We start from the raw sequence: 18,204 nt of genomic DNA, 5'->3' as shown, positions 1-18,204 counted from the left end.
TCAATGCGCTATTCAATCCGTGCTCGACTCATACTCTGGTTTATCCTCCCGCTGATCATCTTGATTTCCTCGTCTTTGTACGTCAGCCGCATAGTGTTCGCGCAGCGGATTGATAGTAGTTTTGATACCCTGCTGCGAATGGGTGCCGAACGCTTCGAAGAGCGCTTGTTCGTTTCAGAAGGCGATGTTCGGATCAATATGAATTATTTTTCCGTAAACTCGCTGGGTACAGGAGGACAAGGCAAACTGTTTTATCGAGTAAAGGATGCCCACGGCCGCCTACTGACTGGATTTGAAGGCTTGCAAGGTCCAGTGGAGCAAAATAATGAGGCTATCTTCTACGACACAGTCTTTGCTGGAACTGAGTTGAGGGCATTGCGTTTATTTATTCCTGTGCGTGGTTCAACAACGGGGAGCCCTGTGGAGGTCATTGTCGCTGAATCACGCGAGGGACGAGAAAATTTACTGGACGCCTTTTTATCAAACCTGCTCGGCATCAACCTCGCACTGGGTATTAGTCTACTCGGCATCGCCTTATTTGCCATTCACAAAGGCCTGATCCCTTTAAAACGGATTGAGCGGGCCTTACGTCGACGCTCCGCTCAAGACCTTTCACCTTTGCAAGAAAAGGTTCCGAATGAGGTTCAAGCCTTGGTTGATAGCATTAATCATTTAATGGTCAAAATAAAGCAAAATATGCAACATATTCAACAATTTAACGCAGATGTCTCACACCAACTGCGCACGCCAATCGCTGAAATCAGTGTGTTAGCTGAAATGTCCGAAAAACAGTGCACCGACCCCGCTCTAAAACACTATTTGCAGTCCATCTGCAAAACAACGGAGTATGCCGCTCATACAACCCAGCAGCTCCTGAAGTATGCCAAAACAAAAAGTGATTTGGTGGATGCGTCTGCATTGATGCCTCATGATCTACAACCCATCTGCCGAGAAGCCTGTGCTCGCCTGCTCAATCGCCTTCTAAAACGAGACCAAGAACTTGAGTTTATCGCCAATGACCGACCATTTCTAATCCGCTGCGATCCCATTATGGTGCAATGGTTATTAACCAATTTGATCGACAACGCCAGCGTGCATGCGGGTGGTCCCCATGCGGCTTATACGGGAGTGATTCGCGTAAAATTAGAGCAAATCGACAATAGTGTGTGCTTAAGTGTCGAGGATGAAGGGGTAGGTATACCGGATGATGCCATTGCACACGTGACCGAACGCTTTTATCGCGTGAATCGGGATGAAAAAGGCAGTGGATTGGGCTTATCCATCGTGAGCCAAGTCACGCAATCGCATAATGCTCAATTGCGTCTGGGCCGGTCCGAGCAAGGTGGTTTGTCGGTTGCAGTGACCTTTCCGTTGTAGACTGGCCTCTCCATATGGGATAAGCCCTTCGGTATCACCACAATAAGAACTCAGGTTCAACGTTTAATCTCCCACAATCTTCCTCCATTGGTAGGCATTATTTCGAATAATCTCACAAAAACCAGTGATCGGCTCACCATAGACCGTATCTTTTCGGGTAAGCAAGCCAAAGGGAGCAAGCGTTTGACTCAGTGACAGTGGTAGCTTTTCAATCAAACCCGCGGTTAAGTGATCCTTTAAAACCGTTTCAGCCATCACCAGCAAAGCATCGCTTTTTTGAATCAATTGCAGCGCCGCAAATATAGAACCGCACTCAATAATGTCACGAGGAGACACCAACCCTTCTAACTCAAGCCCTTTCTCAAACGCTTGACGAGCGGGAGTCGCTATAGGCTGAAGTATCCACGGCCAGGACTCCAGCAACTCTTTAAGCGGCGGTAAATCGGCCTGTATAAGAGGATGATGACAACGAACAACGGTCACTAACTTCTCATTACCGAGTGGCTCAAAGTCAAATTGGTTATGCTGGATCGATGTGACATAGCGGGCAATGGCTAAGTCGATACTCCCCTGTTCAAGCAGTGTCACTAACTGATCGCTCGTTTCACCCATCAGGCGAATTTGTAAGAGTGGCCGTTGGCGCTTAATTTCAATGATAGACTGTGCTACCAGGTCAGGAGCGGCCCCCATAATGGCACCTACGGTAAGCTGACCTCGCCCACCTAGCTTGTAACGATGAATTTCTTCGGCGCAACGATCTAAACGTGTTAAAGCATTGTCGGCAAATTCAATCAACATGGTACCGACAGCGGTGGGATGCATGCCACGCGCGGTACGCACAAACAATGAACAGTTCAAGAATCCTTCTATTTCACTCAGCATTCGGGTAGCCGCCGGCTGAGACATATGCATCGATGCAGCGGTTTGATGTAGGTTTTCGCATTTTCCTAATGTTGCAATCATCAGCAGATGCTTATAGCGCAACCTTGTGACAAGTGACGGAAAGCTATCCATTGTTATTTCCTGACGAATTGATACCTAAACAGTATGGCAAAGCGCCAAGCCAACCTATGCGACTTTAGTCTAAACAACCCGATCCTCTTACGCCTCACTCCACTCCCCAAAGCCGCGCCACTCTAGGGCGTAGGTCCTACCAATAACAAAAAGGTATCGGACAGAGCTTGATAAGCATTGGCTGCCATGCCCACTTTTACATAGAGTTTTGCTAAAGGTCACTGTATTAAAAATATGTTAAAGGAAATTAAATGAACAACATAACTATAACGCAATTGCGTGCCTATACTGTTCGTGGTGGCGGTGCGGATTACCATGATCAAGCTGAAGGCCATTGGATCGACTCGCAAATCGCGACGCCTATGAGCAAATACCCTGAATACCGCATGACACGGCGTAGCTTTGGACTCAATGTACTCGGTACTTTAGTGGTCGAAGTTGAAGCCAGTGATGGCAGCATTGGCTTTGCGGTTACAACTGGAGGTGAAATCGGCGCTTGGATCGCTGAAAAGCATCTCGCACGTTTTGTTGAGGGTAAGCAAGTCACAGAAATCGAAAAAATCTGGGACCAGATGTTCAATGCCACCCTTTACTACGGCCGCAAAGGCGTTGTGATCAATACTATCTCCTGCATTGACTTAGCACTTTGGGATCTACTGGGTAAGGTACGACAACAACCCGTCCATCAGCTACTAGGTGGTCCTGTTCGTGATGAATTGGTTTTTTATGCCACGGGCGCACGCCCAGATCTGGCCAAACAGATGGGCTTTATTGGTGGAAAAATGCCGCTGATACATGGTCCTGCAGAAGGTGACGAAGGGCTGCGTAAAAACATTGAACACTTGGCAAAAATGCGAAGTGCCGTCGGTGATGATTTCTGGTTAATGTATGACTGCTGGATGAGCCTTGATGCAAACTACGCGACACGTTTAGCGCAAGAAGCTCAAGCCTACAACCTAAAATGGATTGAAGAAGCGCTGCCACCCGATGATTACTGGGGCTATGCTCAGCTTAAGCGCGACGTCCCTAAAGGCATGTTAGTGAACACTGGCGAACATGAGGCTACGCGCTGGGGTTTCCGTATGTTATTGGAAATGGACTGCTGTGACGTTATTCAACCGGATGTAGGCTGGTGTGGCGGAATGACGGAGCTGATTAAAATTTCAGCGCTTGCCGATGCACATAATAAGCTCGTCGTACCGCATGGCTCTTCAGTTTACAGCTACCATTTTGTGATTACTCGCCACAACAGTCCCTTTGCCGAGTTCTTAATGATGGCACCACAGGCCGATGAAGTCGTCCCCATGTTCACCCCCTTACTGTTAGATGAGCCAATACCCGAAAAGGGACGCATGTCCGCCACCAAGCTCGACAAGCCTGGATTTGGCGTTCGCCTTAACCCGGAATGTGACCTTTCTAGGCCATACCAACATTGACCATACCCTTGCCACAAATGCCCTTTTAACAATAAAAAGTAAGGGCGTTAAACCTACTGAAAGCAGAGGAACTTACAATGAAAACAAATAACACCTCACGCACTACATCCGTCATCACCACCCTGAGCGCTATTGGCTTAAGCATCATGCTGCCATTTTCTAGCGCCTATGCCGAAACAAAAATTCGATTTGCTCATCACATATCGACAGACTCGGAGCAGCACCTAGCGGCCGAAAGATTCCGCGATCTCGCCGCTAAATATAGTGATGGCGATATCAAGGTAGAAATTTACCCTTCTGGGCAAATGGGTGGACAACGGGAAATAATCGAGTCTGTTGAACTGGGTGTTCTCGAAATGGGGTATGGTGAGTCTGGCTTATATGCCAACTATGTTCCCGAGTTCGGCCTACTAACGCTACCGTACCTCTACCGCGATGTTGATCACTGGGAAAATGTCGTCACGGGTGACATTGGCCTTGGGTTGATCAATAAGCTCGTTGACACCTCTGGCGTTCGACCGCTGAACTGGATTCTGGCCGGGTACCGAGATACCTATCTAGCAAAGCGAAAAATAGAAACACCCGATAACTTTAGAAATTTAAAAATCCGAGTGCCAGAATCACCCGTCTTTGTAGGAACCTTTTCAGCATTAAGTGCCCAACCCACACCTGTTCCGATGCCTGAAGTCTACACCGCATTGCAAACAGGTGTTGTGGACGCGATGGAGGGAACTCCTGAAGTTGGCTACACCTTCCGTATATTTGAAGTGGCGGAGTCGCTGTCCAAAACGCGCCATATCCTGTTCGATGGCAGCTTTGCTATCAATGATGCTTTTTACAACAGACTCTCTGACAAAAACCGTGAGGCGGTGACGCGTGCAGCAAAAGAGGCCGCTCAGATGCAACGTAGCGAGTGGGCTGAGCGAGAGCAAGCTTGGTTTGATAAATTGGCTGAAGAAGGTATCACGATTAATGAAGTGGACGCCGCACCATTTCAAGATGCTCTGGCTCAATTTCGTCAACGCTTTGCGACGAACATCGGTTCTACTGACCTTTTAGAGTCAATTGAACAACAAGGACTCTAAAAGGAGCATGCAAATGCGTCGTTATCTAGATACTGCATTTGCCACCTTGGGAGCCATAGTCGTCACGATCTTTGCGGTGATTATGGCTTTGATTTTCATGCAGGTCATCAACCGATTCTTCCTAGGCTTACCACTTTTTTGGACAGAAGAAGTGGTCAGAATGCTGCTGGTTTGGATGGTACTGCTTGGAACGCCCGTGGTGGTTTACCAATGCGATGAGATTAAAGTAGAGCTCTTTCACTTTAAGAACAAACACTTGGAAACATGCAGATATGTCCTTGTGGCTATTTTATCAATCATTTTCTGCGCGTTCTTAGCCTATTGGGGCTACCGATTCACCTTGCGTGCTTTGGGAACGATGCAGCCATCCTTAGGGATCTCCAGAGCCTGGCTATATGCTCCGATATCGCTTGGCGGAATGCTAACGATTATTGCCTTTGTCGTTCGTCGTGATGCGTTGAATGAACAATCAGACGAAGAGGATTTAACATGACCGTTGCGTTAATGTTTATCATATTTACTGTTTTGCTTGGCATTGGCATGCCTATCGCGTTTGCGATGGGACTCAGTGCTGTTACGGTACTTCTCATCGATGGTGGCGTTCCTCTTTTGGTACTGCCTCAGCGCTTTTTCAGCTCGCTGGATAGTTTTCCCTTACTCGCGATTCCGCTGTACATCTTTGCTGGAAATCTCATGAACTATGGTGGTATCACCACGGCTATTGTCGGGTTTTCACGTTCGTTAGTGGGACATATTCGTGGTGGATTAGGGCAGGTTAACATTCTGACCAGTGTATTGTTTTCGGGTATATCGGGTTCAGCATCAGCCGATGTGGCTGCGGTTGGCGGCATGATGATTCCGGCAATGAAAAAAGAAGGTTATAAACCTGAGTGGGCTGTCGTGATTACAGCGGCCTCCGCCATCCTTGGGCCAATCATCCCGCCGAGTCTGCTCATGGTGATCTATGGTGCGATGACAGGCCTTTCAATTGGTACCTTATTTCTGGCTGGCATTGTCCCAGGGCTATTTCTGGCATTTATCATGATGGCACTGGTCTATTGGAAAGCAGATGAAATAGGAGCACCACGCCACCTTAAGGTTGGTCTTAGAGAAACAGGTAAGATATTTCTAAAAGCCGCACCTGCGCTTGTCATGCCTGTGATCATTGTAGGGGGTATCCAGAGTGGACTGTTCACTCCAACGGAAGCGGGCATCGTCGCTGTTGTCTATGGCCTTGGCTATGGTCTGATTACACATCGCTTAAATGTCAGGAACACCTATCGCTTTGCTTTCCAGTCTGTGGTGACCTCGTCAAGTATCTTGATCATTCTTGGCAGTGCCGCACTATTCAGTTGGATTATGGCCCGTGAAGGTGTGCCTGCGGCAATCGCTGCGGCACTATCCAGTATGACGAATGAACCTGCCATTGTGCTGTTGCTGATTGTATTGGCACTCATATTGGTCGGTATGTTTATCGAAACCATTTCAGCACTTATCTTGATGGTGCCCATTTTGACACCGGTTGCTCAGGCATTCGGCTTCGATATGATTCATTTCTCTGTAGTGGTCATTATTGCGCTCCTTTTAGGGTCGCTAACCCCTCCCGTGGCTTTGATCGTCTTGCTGGGCTGCAAGATTGCTAAAGTCGACTACATGAAAACCCTGCGCCCACTCATACCCTTTTTCACAGTGCTTGTGGTCGGGTTGCTGTGCATCATGTACCTGCCTTTCATCACACTTGGCCTGCCTGAACTGCTTGGGGCCTTTGACTAACATCGAGCATGAGGAAATCCTTATGAAACTTCCTGTAAATACATTTAAAGAAGCACTGCTGAAAAATGAGCCTTTGTGGGGATGCTGGGCAGGCTTTGCAACGGGATATTGTGCCGAAATACTTGCAGGGACCGGTTTCGATTGGTTACTGATTGACGGTGAACATGCACCGAATACCTTGCAGACTATTTTGGCGCAGTTACAAGCCATTGCCCCGTACCCAGTCGCACCGGTAGTGCGGAGTGTTAACCAGGATCCAGCATTAATCAAACAGTTACTGGATATTGGTGTACAGACATTAATGGTGCCCATGGTGGAAAGTGCAAGGCAAGCGGCGGCGTTAGCCACTGCCATGCGCTATCCACCGCATGGCATTCGCGGTGTCGGGGGTGGTTTGGTGCGTGCGACTCGCTGGGACGCTGTCGATGATTACCTGAATATCGCACATGAGTCGCTGTGCCTGATCGTGCAGGTGGAATCACCCAAGGGTGTTGAGCAGGCGGGCTCCATTGCAGCAGTTGATGGCGTCGATGCCGTATTCATTGGTCCAGCAGATCTGTCAATTGGTATGGGGTATCCAGGTAATCCGGGGCATCCCGATGTGCAACGAGCCATTGAACAGGTGATCAAGGCCGTTCAGGCAGTGGGGAAACCGGTCGGTATTCTTGCGCCACTTGAAGAGGATGCTCGTCGTTATCAGGCATTAGGTTGCCAGTTTATTGCGGTGGGTATCGATATCAGCCTGCTGCGCAAAGGTGCGCTTGATACCCTTGCGCGCTACAAGAAGCAGCCAACCAGTTTGCCATCCAGCACTTACTAAAAAGTTTTACTGAATGTGGCCTCAATGGGCAATTATAAACACAATAGGAGAACCAGCATGTCGCAGCCAATAATCTATCAAAACTATATTAATGGTGTGTTCGAATCGAGCCAGCAGCACCTTGAAGTCTTTAACCCCTCAAACCAACGGTTAGTATCACAGGTGCCTGCTTCAACGGCCGCCGATGTCGAGCGAGCACTGGATGCGGCACGTGCTGCACAAAAAGGCTGGGCCGCGAAGCCTGCTGTTGAGCGTGGTGCTTTTCTACACCGTTTAGCCAACAAGTTGCGCGACAATGTGGCTCATCTGGCACGTACGATTACTGAGGAACAAGGGAAAGTTCTTGGGTTGGCTGAAGTAGAGGTTAATTTTACCGCCGACTATCTAGACTATATGGCCGAATGGGGGCGTCGTATCGAAGGTGAAATCATTCAAAGCGACCGCCCAAAGGAAAATATTTTTCTTTTCCGTAAGCCGCTGGGCGTTGTGGCGGGTATTTTGCCATGGAATTTTCCGTTTTTCCTGATTGCACGCAAAATGGCACCGGCGCTTATCACGGGTAATACAATTGTCATTAAGCCCAGTGAGGAAACACCCAATAACTGTTTTGAGTTTGCGCGATTGCTGAATGAAATCGGGTTGCCTAAAGGGGTTTTCAATGTCGTCAGCGGCACGGGCGCGGAAACAGGCAATGCCCTGACGGCGAGCCAGCAGGTCGATATGATCAGTTTCACTGGCAGCGTGGAAACCGGGTCACGCATTATGGCCAACGCGGCCAGTAACATTACCAAGCTTAACCTGGAACTGGGCGGTAAAGCGCCGTCTATTGTCCTGGATGATGCGGACCTCGAATTGGCCGTAAACGCTATCCGAAGCTCGCGAATTATTAATACGGGGCAAGTGTGTAACTGTGCCGAACGGGTTTACGTTCAACGCGGTGTCGCCGATGAATTTATTGCGCGTATCGCAAACGCGATGGAGGCAACTCGCTATGGTGACCCATTGGTAGACAGGGATGTTGAAATGGGACCCATGATTAATCGCGCAGGCCTAGATAAAGTCGCGGCCATGGTTGAAACCGCTCGCAGGAACGGAGCTGAATTAATTACCGGTGGTAGTATTGCAGATCTGGGTAAAGGGTTCCATTACCAGCCTACGGTACTGACTTCGTGCCGCCAAGACATGGAGATCATGCGTAAGGAGATATTTGGTCCGGTGCTTCCCATCCAAATCATCGATAGTCTGGATGAAGCCATCACGTTAGCAAATGATTGTGAATACGGGTTAACTTCATCGATTTATACCCGAAACCTTGGACACGCCATGCAAGCCTGTCGTGAGCTTGATTTTGGTGAGACCTACATCAACAGAGAAAACTTTGAAGCGATGCAAGGGTTTCACGCAGGTGTGCGCAAGTCGGGTATAGGTGGTGCCGATGGCAAGCACGGTTTATATGAATACACCCATAGCCATGTGGTGTATTTAGAGGGCTAGATCAGCGATGATCCGATCTCAAGGGGGCGACTCACAGGGTCAGCCACCTTGATTCCAGTGGACTAGACCGCTGAAAAGTGGAAGGGGTTAGCAAGCATATTAATCCTACAATAAACTTGCTAATATCCCTGTACTCTGTACTTAAGGGAAGCAGCATTCATGTCATCCGTAAATGTGAATCGTCGTCGTTTTTTACATCGGGTTGGATTGGCCGGAGCCAGCTTGCCCTTACTGGGACTGATTGTCGGTAAAGCCACGGCTGCAGCAAGCAGCCCTACGCCTACGCCTCTTGGACAACTACTGGATCCTACTGACTGGGCTTCCGGCGCACAGGTTCACTCATCGCGGAATTCCCACCGACCAGCCTGTTCGATACGGCAACGTCTTGTAACCTATCACTAACCAAATCGCTTACCGAAGGCCCTTGTTACTTTCAGGTTGATAACCGCGTCGATATTTCCGAGCAGGAGAAGGGTCTACCGATGCAACTGTGTTTGCAGGTTGTGAATGAAGACTGTCAGCCGCTTGATGGACTTGAAGTGGAAGTCTGGCACTGCAATACCGAGGGAGCCTATTCCGGTGACACCTCTGCTAGTGATGATCGGAGACGCTTCACCAGTGGTTTCTGTACGGGCAATAATGTCACAGCTCAGCAAGCCAAATGGTTTAGAGGTGGGCAAATCACAGATAAGGATGGCAGAGTCAATTTCCAAACCTGCTTTCCTGGCTGGTATTCCGGTCGAGCGATTCACATTCACTTCCGAGTGCGAAACAAAAACCGAGATGAGATCGTATCTCAATTCTGTTTCGAGGATGCGTTTGCAGAAATGGTATGCACACAGCTCCCAGATTACAAAAATCGTGGAGCACAAAATACACCACTCTCTGGTGGCAGAGACTCCGTTTACCGATCCAACTACCAAGATTTTCTGTTTGATTTGATCAAAAATTCAGACGGTTCGTTGCTGGCGTATAAGACGATTGTTATCGCTCATACGTTAAATGCTGAATGAGCCTCCCCACTCTACTCTGTTACACATCCCACAAGGTGCAAACGTGCATCTGCAGTAATGACGCACGACACCGATCCTGAGATAAAGTGTTTTTCAACGGTTTGTACACTATGCTTAACCCATTTGTAGAAAACTATGTTTAAAAACAACAAGAGTGATTCATCTATGACTGTAAAACAAAGATTAATCGGTATGGCAGCTCTAGCGGTCTTGCTTCTGTTGGTAATCGGCGGTTTTGGTTTTTCCGGCATCGCCCAGTTGAACCAGACCACAAGCCAGTTGCAGCTGCAAGCCAAGATTTTGGGTAATCACCTGACCGCCGATATGATGCACGATGCACTGAGTTCCGATGTCCTTGCGGCCGTAATTGCCAGCAGTACCGGAGACCGACAAGCGCTCTCGGAAGCCCGCTCTGATCAACGTGAGAACGCTGCAACCTTTCGTGAAATGCTGCAATCCAATCAAAATCTGATTACTGACCAAACAACCCAGAGAGCGCTACAAACGGTATTACCCGTGCTGAATGACTACATACAATCAGCTGAACGGATCGTCTCCCTAGCGGAAACGAATCAAAATCAAGCACTCAGAGAGCTAAACGACTTTCGATCGGCTTACAGTCGTTTGGCTGATGAAATGGAAAATCTAACAGAGCTAATTGAGGGAGAAGCCGCAGCGGTAGAGGCCCGTGCCAACAGCAGTGCCCTTCGTTCCAATCTGCTCATGGGTACCGCCCTAGGAACTGGAGTCTTGTTGATGGTATTTGTCGCCTGGATTGTGAGTCGTAGCATTATCCATCCTTTGAACCAATTGGTGATAGGGGCTGAAATTGCGGCCACTGGCGATTTGAGCCAACACATTGAGATGAATGGTAAAGATGAAATTGTCAACACAGCACGAGCACTGGAACTCATGCGTGCGAATCTTGCAACCATGGTCGCCAGTATCAGTGAATCTGCGAATCAGCTATCGTCGGCTTCAGGAGCTATGACCTCCGCCGTGGTTCAGAACCGAAGCAGAGTCGACTGGCAGCAAGCCGAAATCTCACAGGTAGCGACGGCCATGCATCAAATGACAGCGACAGCACAGGATGTCTCACAGAATATCAGCCACATTGCAAATGCCGCGATGGAGGCCAACCGTGAGGGTACAGCAGGTACAGAGGTAGTCGACAAGACAATCAAAGAAATACAGAGCCTAGCTCAACAAATCGAACAATCGTCTGTTGTTATCAATCAACTCAGCGAAGACAGTGAGGATATATCGCAGGTATTGAGTACAATTACAGGGATCGCCGAGCAGACAAATCTGTTAGCCTTGAACGCAGCCATTGAAGCCGCCCGTGCTGGTGAGCAGGGTCGAGGTTTTGCGGTCGTTGCGGATGAAGTCCGCAATCTAGCAAGTCGTACCCAACAGTCTACCGAGCAAATTCAGACGACCATTCAAAAACTCCAAGGTGGATCCCGTTCTGCGGTTAAAGCCATGGAGAGCAGTCGCAACAAATCAAATGAAGTAATGGATCAGGCCCGAAACGCTGGCGCTTCTTTAGAAGCGATCGTGCGCAGCGTAGCAGACATCAATAATATGAGCATTCAGATTGCCAGTGCAGCCGAGCAGCAGAGCTCGGTCTCAGAGGACATCAGCCAGTCACTGGAACGCATTGATAGCAAGTCCCGGGAGACAACAGAGAGTCTTGAACATACAAATAATGCGGCCTCATCTGTATCGAACATTGCGTCCGAACTGAGTAAGGCGGTGTCTCGCTTCCGCTTGTGAGGTTCTCCCTATATTACTTGTAGCCCTCTTCCCTCTAGAGGTTACTGGCATTGAGCGATACCGGAAAGGATCTAATACCTGATCGGTATCGTCCACTGGACTTGTAAGCCGGCATATCGACATATAAAATGATAACCATTATCACTTTTATGTTGATTAAGGATTATTAATGCCTGACGTTAACCCAATGCAGCACAATCAGGTGGGCTCGCTGTATCGCGACCATCGCGGCTGGCTGCACCAGTGGTTACGTCAACGTCTGGGCTGCTCTGAAACGGCAGCAGATTTAGCGCAAGATACTTTCATTCGACTTTTAACAAAGGAAGCCGCTCCACAACCTGAAAGTCCTCGGGCGTATCTCAGTACCATTGCCAAAGGTCTGATGTTTAACCACTGGCGGCGTCAAGCCTTAGAACAAGCCTATTTAGAAGCACTCGCCTTACAACCCGAACACGAATCGCCTTCGTTGGAAGAGCAGCATTTAGTGGTTGAGACGCTCTTGCAACTGGCACAGATACTAGAGGGCCTACCCAATCGCGATAAACAAATATTTCTAATGGCTCGTTTAGATGGACTTAAATATCAGGAAATCGCGGACAGGCTCAATATAAATGTAAACCGGGTACAAAAAGCGATGGTCCGGTGCATGCAACAGTGTTATCGAGTCTTATATGACTAATCCACGCCTACCCACTCGCAAACTCGTGACGGAAGCAATTCATTGGCAGGTTAAGTTCGAGGCTGGAGACGTTGATGCAGTTGGACAGCTTGCGTTTACACACTGGTTATCACAAAGTCCTGAACATGCGTTGGTATGGGAACAGCTGAAGCTGGCCAATCGACACTTCTCCCGCATCTCACATCTCAGCAGTGAGAAAGCCTTACATAGCCTAAACAGTGCTGAACAGCGCTTGCACCAAAAACGCCGCACACTTAAAACACTCGCCGCGATCAGCGGTTTTGGAACAACCCTTTGGCTAACACGCGATGTCACGGGGTTCGCTCACACAGGACGCTATCTGTACGGCAAAACGATGGCAGACCTACGAACCTCCGCAGGCGAACAGAAAACACTTATACTTGATGACAACAGCCAACTCATTCTGAATACAAAATCGGCCCTAGACGTTGATTTCAATACCCAGCCGGAACTTATCCTGCACTACGGTGAACTCGCCATTGCTAACAGTGGTGGTGCACAGGTTCGGGCAGGCGCCCATCTTTTCACTCCTACCTCGGGAAGCGAGTTCACCCTATACCGGGAAGATAGCCACTGTGTCTTGCAGGTGATTACGGGGCAAGTCCAATGTATCTTCAGCAATAAGAAAGAACATCAAGTCAATGCTGGCCAGAAGATACAGCTACAAGGCATTCAGATGCTGCAAACAGCGCTAACTCCTTTTCATCTAAGTTGGCGCCAAGGCTTATTAACAGCTGAGCGTACGACATTAGGGGACTTTCTGAGGCAATTAACCCGTTACCGAGCGGGCTATTTAGGCTACGCCGATGAGGTTGCCCACCTGACCTTCTCAGGCAGTTTTCCAATCGCGGATACCGACGCGATTTTACATAATCTCTGCCAAATACTACCCATTCGTCAACACAGAGTGAGCCAATACTGGGTACGGCTCATGCCCGCGTAAAAATTATAAAAAAATAAGGCAGATTTTGTCTGTTCGTGGGGCTTATCAAATAAGAAGCACCTGTGGCAACTCGCTCAGGTGTATTGGCCACCCAACAAGGAATCTAGAGCATGCCGTTTGTCTCACCCTCTGTGCGTACATTATACAGATACCGCCCCTCTCTGAGTCATCTCGTTTTAGCGATGGGTATAGGACTCAGTGGACTCATAGCGTCACCACTGATACAGGCAGCTCCCGTATCGACGGTTAAACAAGCCTTTTCCATTCCAAGCGGTCGTCTCGACTCTGCCCTCGTACTATTTGGTCAACAAAGCGGTGTCTTAGTGTCGGTGAACGGTGATCTCAGCCAAGGCAAACAAACACGGGGTCTGCAAGGCAGCTATCCAGTTGATCAGGCCCTAGGGCTTTTGCTTCAGGGCAGTGGACTGGTCGCGGTACCGCAAAGTGGCGGGGGCTATATTATTACTCTACAAGCTATAAACGGTGCGGTCGCTTTACCTTCCGTCACGGTAACCGCCAACCAGCTTGGCGAAATTACTGAAGGCAGTGGCACTTACACCCCAGGCGCCATCGCAACCGCCACCCGTCTAGTACTCACGCCACGTGAAACACCGCAGTCCATTAGTGTCATTACACGTAACGAGATGGATGACTTCCAGCTCACAAACATCGATAAAGTCATGCAGAACACCCCTGGCATTAGTATTTTGACTTACGATAGTGAACGAACGGTATATTACGCACGCGGGTTTGCGATCAACAACTTTCAATACGATGGTATCCCAATGGAACGAAATGCGGGATATTCAGCAGGCAATACACTCAGTGACATGGCAACGTATGACCGAGTAGAAGTATTGAAAGGTGCCACTGGCTTATTAACAGGTAGCGGTGACCCAGGAGCCACCATCAACTTAATCCGCAAAAAACCTACCCGAGATTTTCAAGGGCATGTCAGCCAAAGTGCAGGCTCATGGAACAGCTATCGAACCGAAATTGATCTTTCGGGCCCGCTTAACTCAGAAGGCACCGTGCGAGGCCGAGCGGTGGCATCTTACCAAGATCAAGAATCCCACATGGATGGCTACCGCCGAAAAACACCTGTTTTTTTTGGTAGCATCGAAGCCGATATCACGCCTAGCACCCTGCTTACAGTCGGCGCTGACTATCAAGACAATAAACCGACTCGCTCAACCTGGGGCGGGATCCCAATTTATGACACTGAAGGTAACTTCAACGAACGCCCACGTTCTTTCAACAATGGCGCCAGCTGGAGCAGTTGGGAACAATACACTCGAACAGCTTTCGCGACGCTGGAGCACTACTTTGATAACGACTGGGTCGTAAAACTACAACTCAACCACCAAATCAATGGCTATGATGCTCCTCTCGGTGCTGTAGGCGGGGGCAATCCAAACCCTACTGATGGCTCCGGCACACGCATGTGGGTCGGCCGATACGTTGGGAAAACTCGGGCCAATGCAGCAGATTTCTATGCGAGCGGCCCATTTGAGTTTCTGAAGCGTGAACATGAACTGGTCGTCGGTGGTGGCTTGAGCGAACGACGCTGGACCAATAACGGAGATGGACCACATGTCGGCTACGCAACCATCCCAAGCAACTACTATGAATGGAACGGACAGGTACCAGAACCCGATTGGAATGACCCTAATGCATGGCATGGTCAAAATGATGAAACCACGCGTGAAAAAGGCCTGTACACCACGGCACGTTGGAATCTACGCGACGATCTAAAACTCATTACGGGAGCTCGCCTCTCTAACTACAAGCGTGAAACCATGCAAGAGTCAGGAGTGTTGACCCCCTACCTCGGCCTCGTCTATGACCTCAACGATACCTACTCTGTTTACACCAGCTACACCAGTATTTTTAAACCTCAATCTCGACGTGATGAGTCTGGCAATACACTCGACCCCTTAGAAGGCACCAACATAGAGCTCGGCTTGAAGGGTGCCTTCTTCAGTAATCGCCTGAACGCTAGCGCTGCCGTTTTCCAACTTGAACAGGACAACTTTGCTGAAGCCACAGGAGCGCTAACACCTGACGGAGGTGTCGCTTATCGAGCCATTAACGGTGTAAAAACTAAAGGGTATGAACTGGAGGTGTCCGGTCAGTTGAATGACTATTGGAACCTGCATGCAGGCTTCAGCAACAGTGTTTCACGTCGACAAGGCAATAAGGTTTCTACCCTCGCACCGGCCAATCAAGTCAGCCTCTTTGCCACTTACAAACCCTGGGGGCAAAATAGCAAATTGACACTCGGTAGCGGCGCACGTTGGCAAGATAAAACTTGGGGAGATGTCTACAACCCAGCCGTGGCTGGCATGGTTAAGCATACGGTGGATGACTACTGGGTTGTTGATGCTATGGCCAGCTACCGTTTTACGGATCAGTTAACAGGATCATTGAATATCAGCAACCTATTCGACGAGAAGTACTACACAATTTTCAGCGCGTATAGTACCTACACATGGGGTGAGCCCCGAAGAACCATGCTGACCATGAAATATTCCTTCTGAGACAAAACGGAAAGTGACCTAATGCCGACATCCACTTCAACTAAGTCAATGACCGAAAAACCACGCGCCAATCGTGCCAAAATCTGGTTTCTCGTGCATAGCTGGATGGCCATGCCAATTTGGGCATTTGTATTTTTCATTTGCCTAACGGGTACGATTGCTACCGTGAGTCAGGAAATCGTGTGGCTGGCTGACCCCGCCTCACGCGCCAATCCTCCGGCACAGGCGGGGAACCTGCTCAGTTTTGATGAAATTGTCGCCGTGGTGAATGAGGGTCATCCCGAAGCGATTATTCAGTCGATTTCCCGACCGGTAAAATCGCAATTTGCCCTAACGGCACGCATCAGTTATCCAGACACCACCACGCGAACACTCTACATCAACCCCTATACTGGCGTGATTCAAGGCGAAAGTTCTCGTTTTGATTTTCGACAATTTGTACGGGGCCTACATGGCTGGCTACTCATGCCCTGGACCAATGGCTACAGTTGGGGATGGTATCTGGTGAGCATCACGGCGGTTCCCATGCTCATTTCATTGATCACGGGTCTTGTTGTCTATAAACGCTTTTGGCGAGGTTTTTTAAGCCCAAGACTGCGCTTTAACGTCAATGCACGGGTTTTCTGGGGAGACTTTCATCGCTTAGCGGGGATTTGGTCTATTCCCTTTATTGCAATTATTTCGATCACCAGTATCTGGTTTCTGCTACAGGGCATACTGCAGGATAATCAAGTTTCGTTTTCAACAGCGGGGCCCCCTATCTATGTCGACAGGGCTGATGTCCCGCAACTGAGCAGCAACAGCCAGACACCGCCTTTTATCAGACTAGATGAAGCCACAGCCGCCGTCGAAACCGCCTTTCCCGATTTCCAAGCGTCTTTTGTCTCTATGCCGGGCAATGCCTACGCACACTATCGTATCGGCGGACGCAGTGTCAGTTATCCACTGCTGTTCGAGAGCGTGAGTGTGAACCCCTACAACGCCAAAATTGAGCAGACACGCCGGATTTCCGATCTGTCTTGGCTTGAAATCATCACGGGCTCCATGCGCCCGCTGCATACCGGTGATTTCGTCGGTCTGAGCTTGAAGCTGGTGTATTTCTTCTTCGGCATACTGCTGACCCTGATGGTATTCAGCGGCATGATGATCTGGAGCAAACGCACCTTCAGGGACACGGCTGCGGTCCTTCGCGAGCGAAAAATCAAACAACAACCCAACAAACAGATGGACTCCCAAATACCTGCTTATGCTTTAAAAGAAGGAGAAAGCGCATGAGTCAGCCACGTGCCTCTCAATCCCGTCATACCAAAAGTTTCTGGTTTCGCTGGCGCTTTCATCTCAGCGGATTGTTGCTGATTTTACCAATGGTCGCGATGCCGTTTTATTTTGATGATCTGGCCATGTCTCGGGGTGAAAAAGGTCTGGGCGAACGGGATCTTGGTCAACACCAAGTCGGTCCTTGGCAGATTCAGTTGGCAGAATGGGATACCAACCCACCTTGGCGAGATGGAGTGGCCAGTTATATGAAAACCTTTTCACTCTCCCTCTGTGAGACGTGCATCCCAGAGGTGAAAGCGGCCTATATGCGCATTGGTAAACCGCGTAATTTGCGTACCGCTGGTGCCATTTCATTCGGAACGCCCTATCGCCAGTTTATATCGGTTCCCATTACCGATAGCGCAACGGCCGATGCCGATATTTGGCTAACTCTGGAAGGTTGGGATGGCTCTGTGCACCAAATATCCATGCCCTTGGCTGACGCCTCACCCAGCGCCGCGACCTTTATTCAACGTCGCAATCATTAACCAAGGCACCCTAGATTGAGAACGGATTATGAGAACGAATAAACGCTTTTTTTACATAGTACTACTGATATTCAGCAGCCTAGCAACCTTACCCGTTTGGGCCCACTCTCCGTACTGTCAGTGCAAACTTGAAGGGGATTTTATTGTCTGCCAAGGTGGTTTTTCAGATGGCTCCGGCGCTGAGGGTATACAGCTAGATGTCATCACCTATGATGAAGACATTATTCTATCGAGCACGTTAGATGGACAGTCCAGCATCCGCTTCCCACGCCCTGAGGGCGATTTTTATATCTTAATGGATGCAGGCCCTGGGCATATTGTTGAAATAGATTGGCCGGAAATTGAAGGGATATAGTCTTAATCGACAGGTGTTATACCCTTCATTGAGCAGCGGAAAGTTAGGATTAAGCTCCCCAGCCTTTTTTAAC

17 protein-coding genes are annotated in these 18,204 nt (G+C 49.1%); 16 read left to right on the top strand and 1 reads right to left on the bottom strand.

Annotated features, from left to right (window positions below; all coding sequences use genetic code 11):
* Positions 1–3: 3 nt before the first annotated feature.
* The gene (locus F5971_RS05595; RefSeq protein ID WP_193494388.1) at positions 4–1,377 is read left to right on the top strand and encodes a sensor histidine kinase; all 1,374 of its coding nucleotides are present in this window, start codon (positions 4–6) and stop codon (positions 1,375–1,377) included.
* A gap of 63 nt (positions 1,378–1,440) precedes the next feature.
* On the opposite strand, the gene F5971_RS05590 is transcribed toward F5971_RS05595, so the two are convergent.
* A complete protein-coding gene (locus F5971_RS05590) occupies positions 1,441–2,391 on the bottom strand; it encodes a LysR family transcriptional regulator (RefSeq protein WP_193494387.1) in 951 nt (316 codons plus the stop codon).
* Between the two features lie 251 nt (positions 2,392–2,642).
* Between F5971_RS05590 and rhmD the strand changes: the two genes are divergently transcribed.
* From rhmD to F5971_RS05515, 15 genes are all read left to right on the top strand, one after another.
* Positions 2,643–3,827: an L-rhamnonate dehydratase gene (rhmD, locus tag F5971_RS05585; protein WP_193494386.1), complete on the top strand. Its 1,185-nt coding sequence runs from the start codon at positions 2,643–2,645 to the stop codon at positions 3,825–3,827.
* 77 nt (positions 3,828–3,904) lie between these two features.
* Positions 3,905–4,912 (top strand): TRAP transporter substrate-binding protein, encoded by a 1,008-nt coding sequence (locus F5971_RS05580; protein WP_193494385.1) that lies wholly within the window; start codon positions 3,905–3,907, stop codon positions 4,910–4,912.
* A gap of 13 nt (positions 4,913–4,925) precedes the next feature.
* On the top strand, positions 4,926–5,405 hold the full coding sequence (locus tag F5971_RS05575; protein WP_193494384.1) for a TRAP transporter small permease: 480 nt from the start codon (positions 4,926–4,928) through the stop codon (positions 5,403–5,405).
* On the top strand, positions 5,402–6,685 hold the full coding sequence (locus tag F5971_RS05570) for a TRAP transporter large permease (RefSeq protein WP_193494383.1): 1,284 nt from the start codon (positions 5,402–5,404) through the stop codon (positions 6,683–6,685). The genes F5971_RS05575 and F5971_RS05570 overlap by 4 nt, the downstream gene beginning before the upstream one ends.
* Positions 6,686–6,707: 22 nt before the next feature.
* Complete coding sequence (locus F5971_RS05565) at positions 6,708–7,505, top strand: aldolase/citrate lyase family protein (RefSeq protein WP_193494382.1); 798 nt, start codon at positions 6,708–6,710, stop codon at positions 7,503–7,505.
* A gap of 57 nt (positions 7,506–7,562) precedes the next feature.
* On the top strand, positions 7,563–8,999 hold the full coding sequence (gene aldA / locus F5971_RS05560; RefSeq protein WP_193494381.1) for an aldehyde dehydrogenase: 1,437 nt from the start codon (positions 7,563–7,565) through the stop codon (positions 8,997–8,999).
* Positions 9,000–9,158: 159 nt separating this feature from the next.
* Positions 9,159–9,401, top strand: coding sequence for a hypothetical protein (locus F5971_RS05555; RefSeq protein WP_193494380.1), 243 nt, complete (start codon positions 9,159–9,161; stop codon positions 9,399–9,401).
* Positions 9,314–10,012 carry a dioxygenase family protein gene (locus F5971_RS05550; protein WP_343042584.1) on the top strand — a complete coding sequence of 233 codons (699 nt, stop codon included), beginning with the start codon at positions 9,314–9,316 and terminating at the stop codon, positions 10,010–10,012. The genes F5971_RS05555 and F5971_RS05550 overlap by 88 nt, the downstream gene beginning before the upstream one ends.
* A gap of 165 nt (positions 10,013–10,177) precedes the next feature.
* Positions 10,178–11,788 carry a methyl-accepting chemotaxis protein gene (locus F5971_RS05545; protein WP_193494378.1) on the top strand — a complete coding sequence of 537 codons (1,611 nt, stop codon included), beginning with the start codon at positions 10,178–10,180 and terminating at the stop codon, positions 11,786–11,788.
* 169 nt (positions 11,789–11,957) lie between these two features.
* Positions 11,958–12,467 (top strand): sigma-70 family RNA polymerase sigma factor, encoded by a 510-nt coding sequence (locus F5971_RS05540; protein WP_036507493.1) that lies wholly within the window; start codon positions 11,958–11,960, stop codon positions 12,465–12,467.
* A complete protein-coding gene (locus F5971_RS05535; protein WP_193494377.1) occupies positions 12,460–13,431 on the top strand; it encodes a DUF4880 domain-containing protein in 972 nt (323 codons plus the stop codon). The genes F5971_RS05540 and F5971_RS05535 overlap by 8 nt, the downstream gene beginning before the upstream one ends.
* Before the next feature lie 110 nt (positions 13,432–13,541).
* Positions 13,542–15,971, top strand: coding sequence for a TonB-dependent siderophore receptor (locus F5971_RS05530; protein WP_036507489.1), 2,430 nt, complete (start codon positions 13,542–13,544; stop codon positions 15,969–15,971).
* 21 nt (positions 15,972–15,992) lie between these two features.
* The gene (locus F5971_RS05525; RefSeq protein ID WP_223116265.1) at positions 15,993–17,246 is read left to right on the top strand and encodes a PepSY-associated TM helix domain-containing protein; all 1,254 of its coding nucleotides are present in this window, start codon (positions 15,993–15,995) and stop codon (positions 17,244–17,246) included.
* Positions 17,243–17,776 (top strand): thiamine pyrophosphate-binding protein, encoded by a 534-nt coding sequence (locus tag F5971_RS05520; protein ID WP_193494376.1) that lies wholly within the window; start codon positions 17,243–17,245, stop codon positions 17,774–17,776. The genes F5971_RS05525 and F5971_RS05520 overlap by 4 nt, the downstream gene beginning before the upstream one ends.
* 28 nt (positions 17,777–17,804) lie before the next feature.
* Positions 17,805–18,131 carry a hypothetical protein gene (locus F5971_RS05515; protein ID WP_193494375.1) on the top strand — a complete coding sequence of 109 codons (327 nt, stop codon included), beginning with the start codon at positions 17,805–17,807 and terminating at the stop codon, positions 18,129–18,131.
* Positions 18,132–18,204 lie beyond the last annotated feature (73 nt).

This window comes from Nitrincola alkalisediminis, assembly GCF_009821115.1.
Lineage (GTDB): Bacteria > Pseudomonadota > Gammaproteobacteria > Pseudomonadales > Balneatricaceae > Nitrincola > Nitrincola alkalisediminis.
This window is presented reverse-complemented; position numbering and strand designations above follow the sequence as displayed.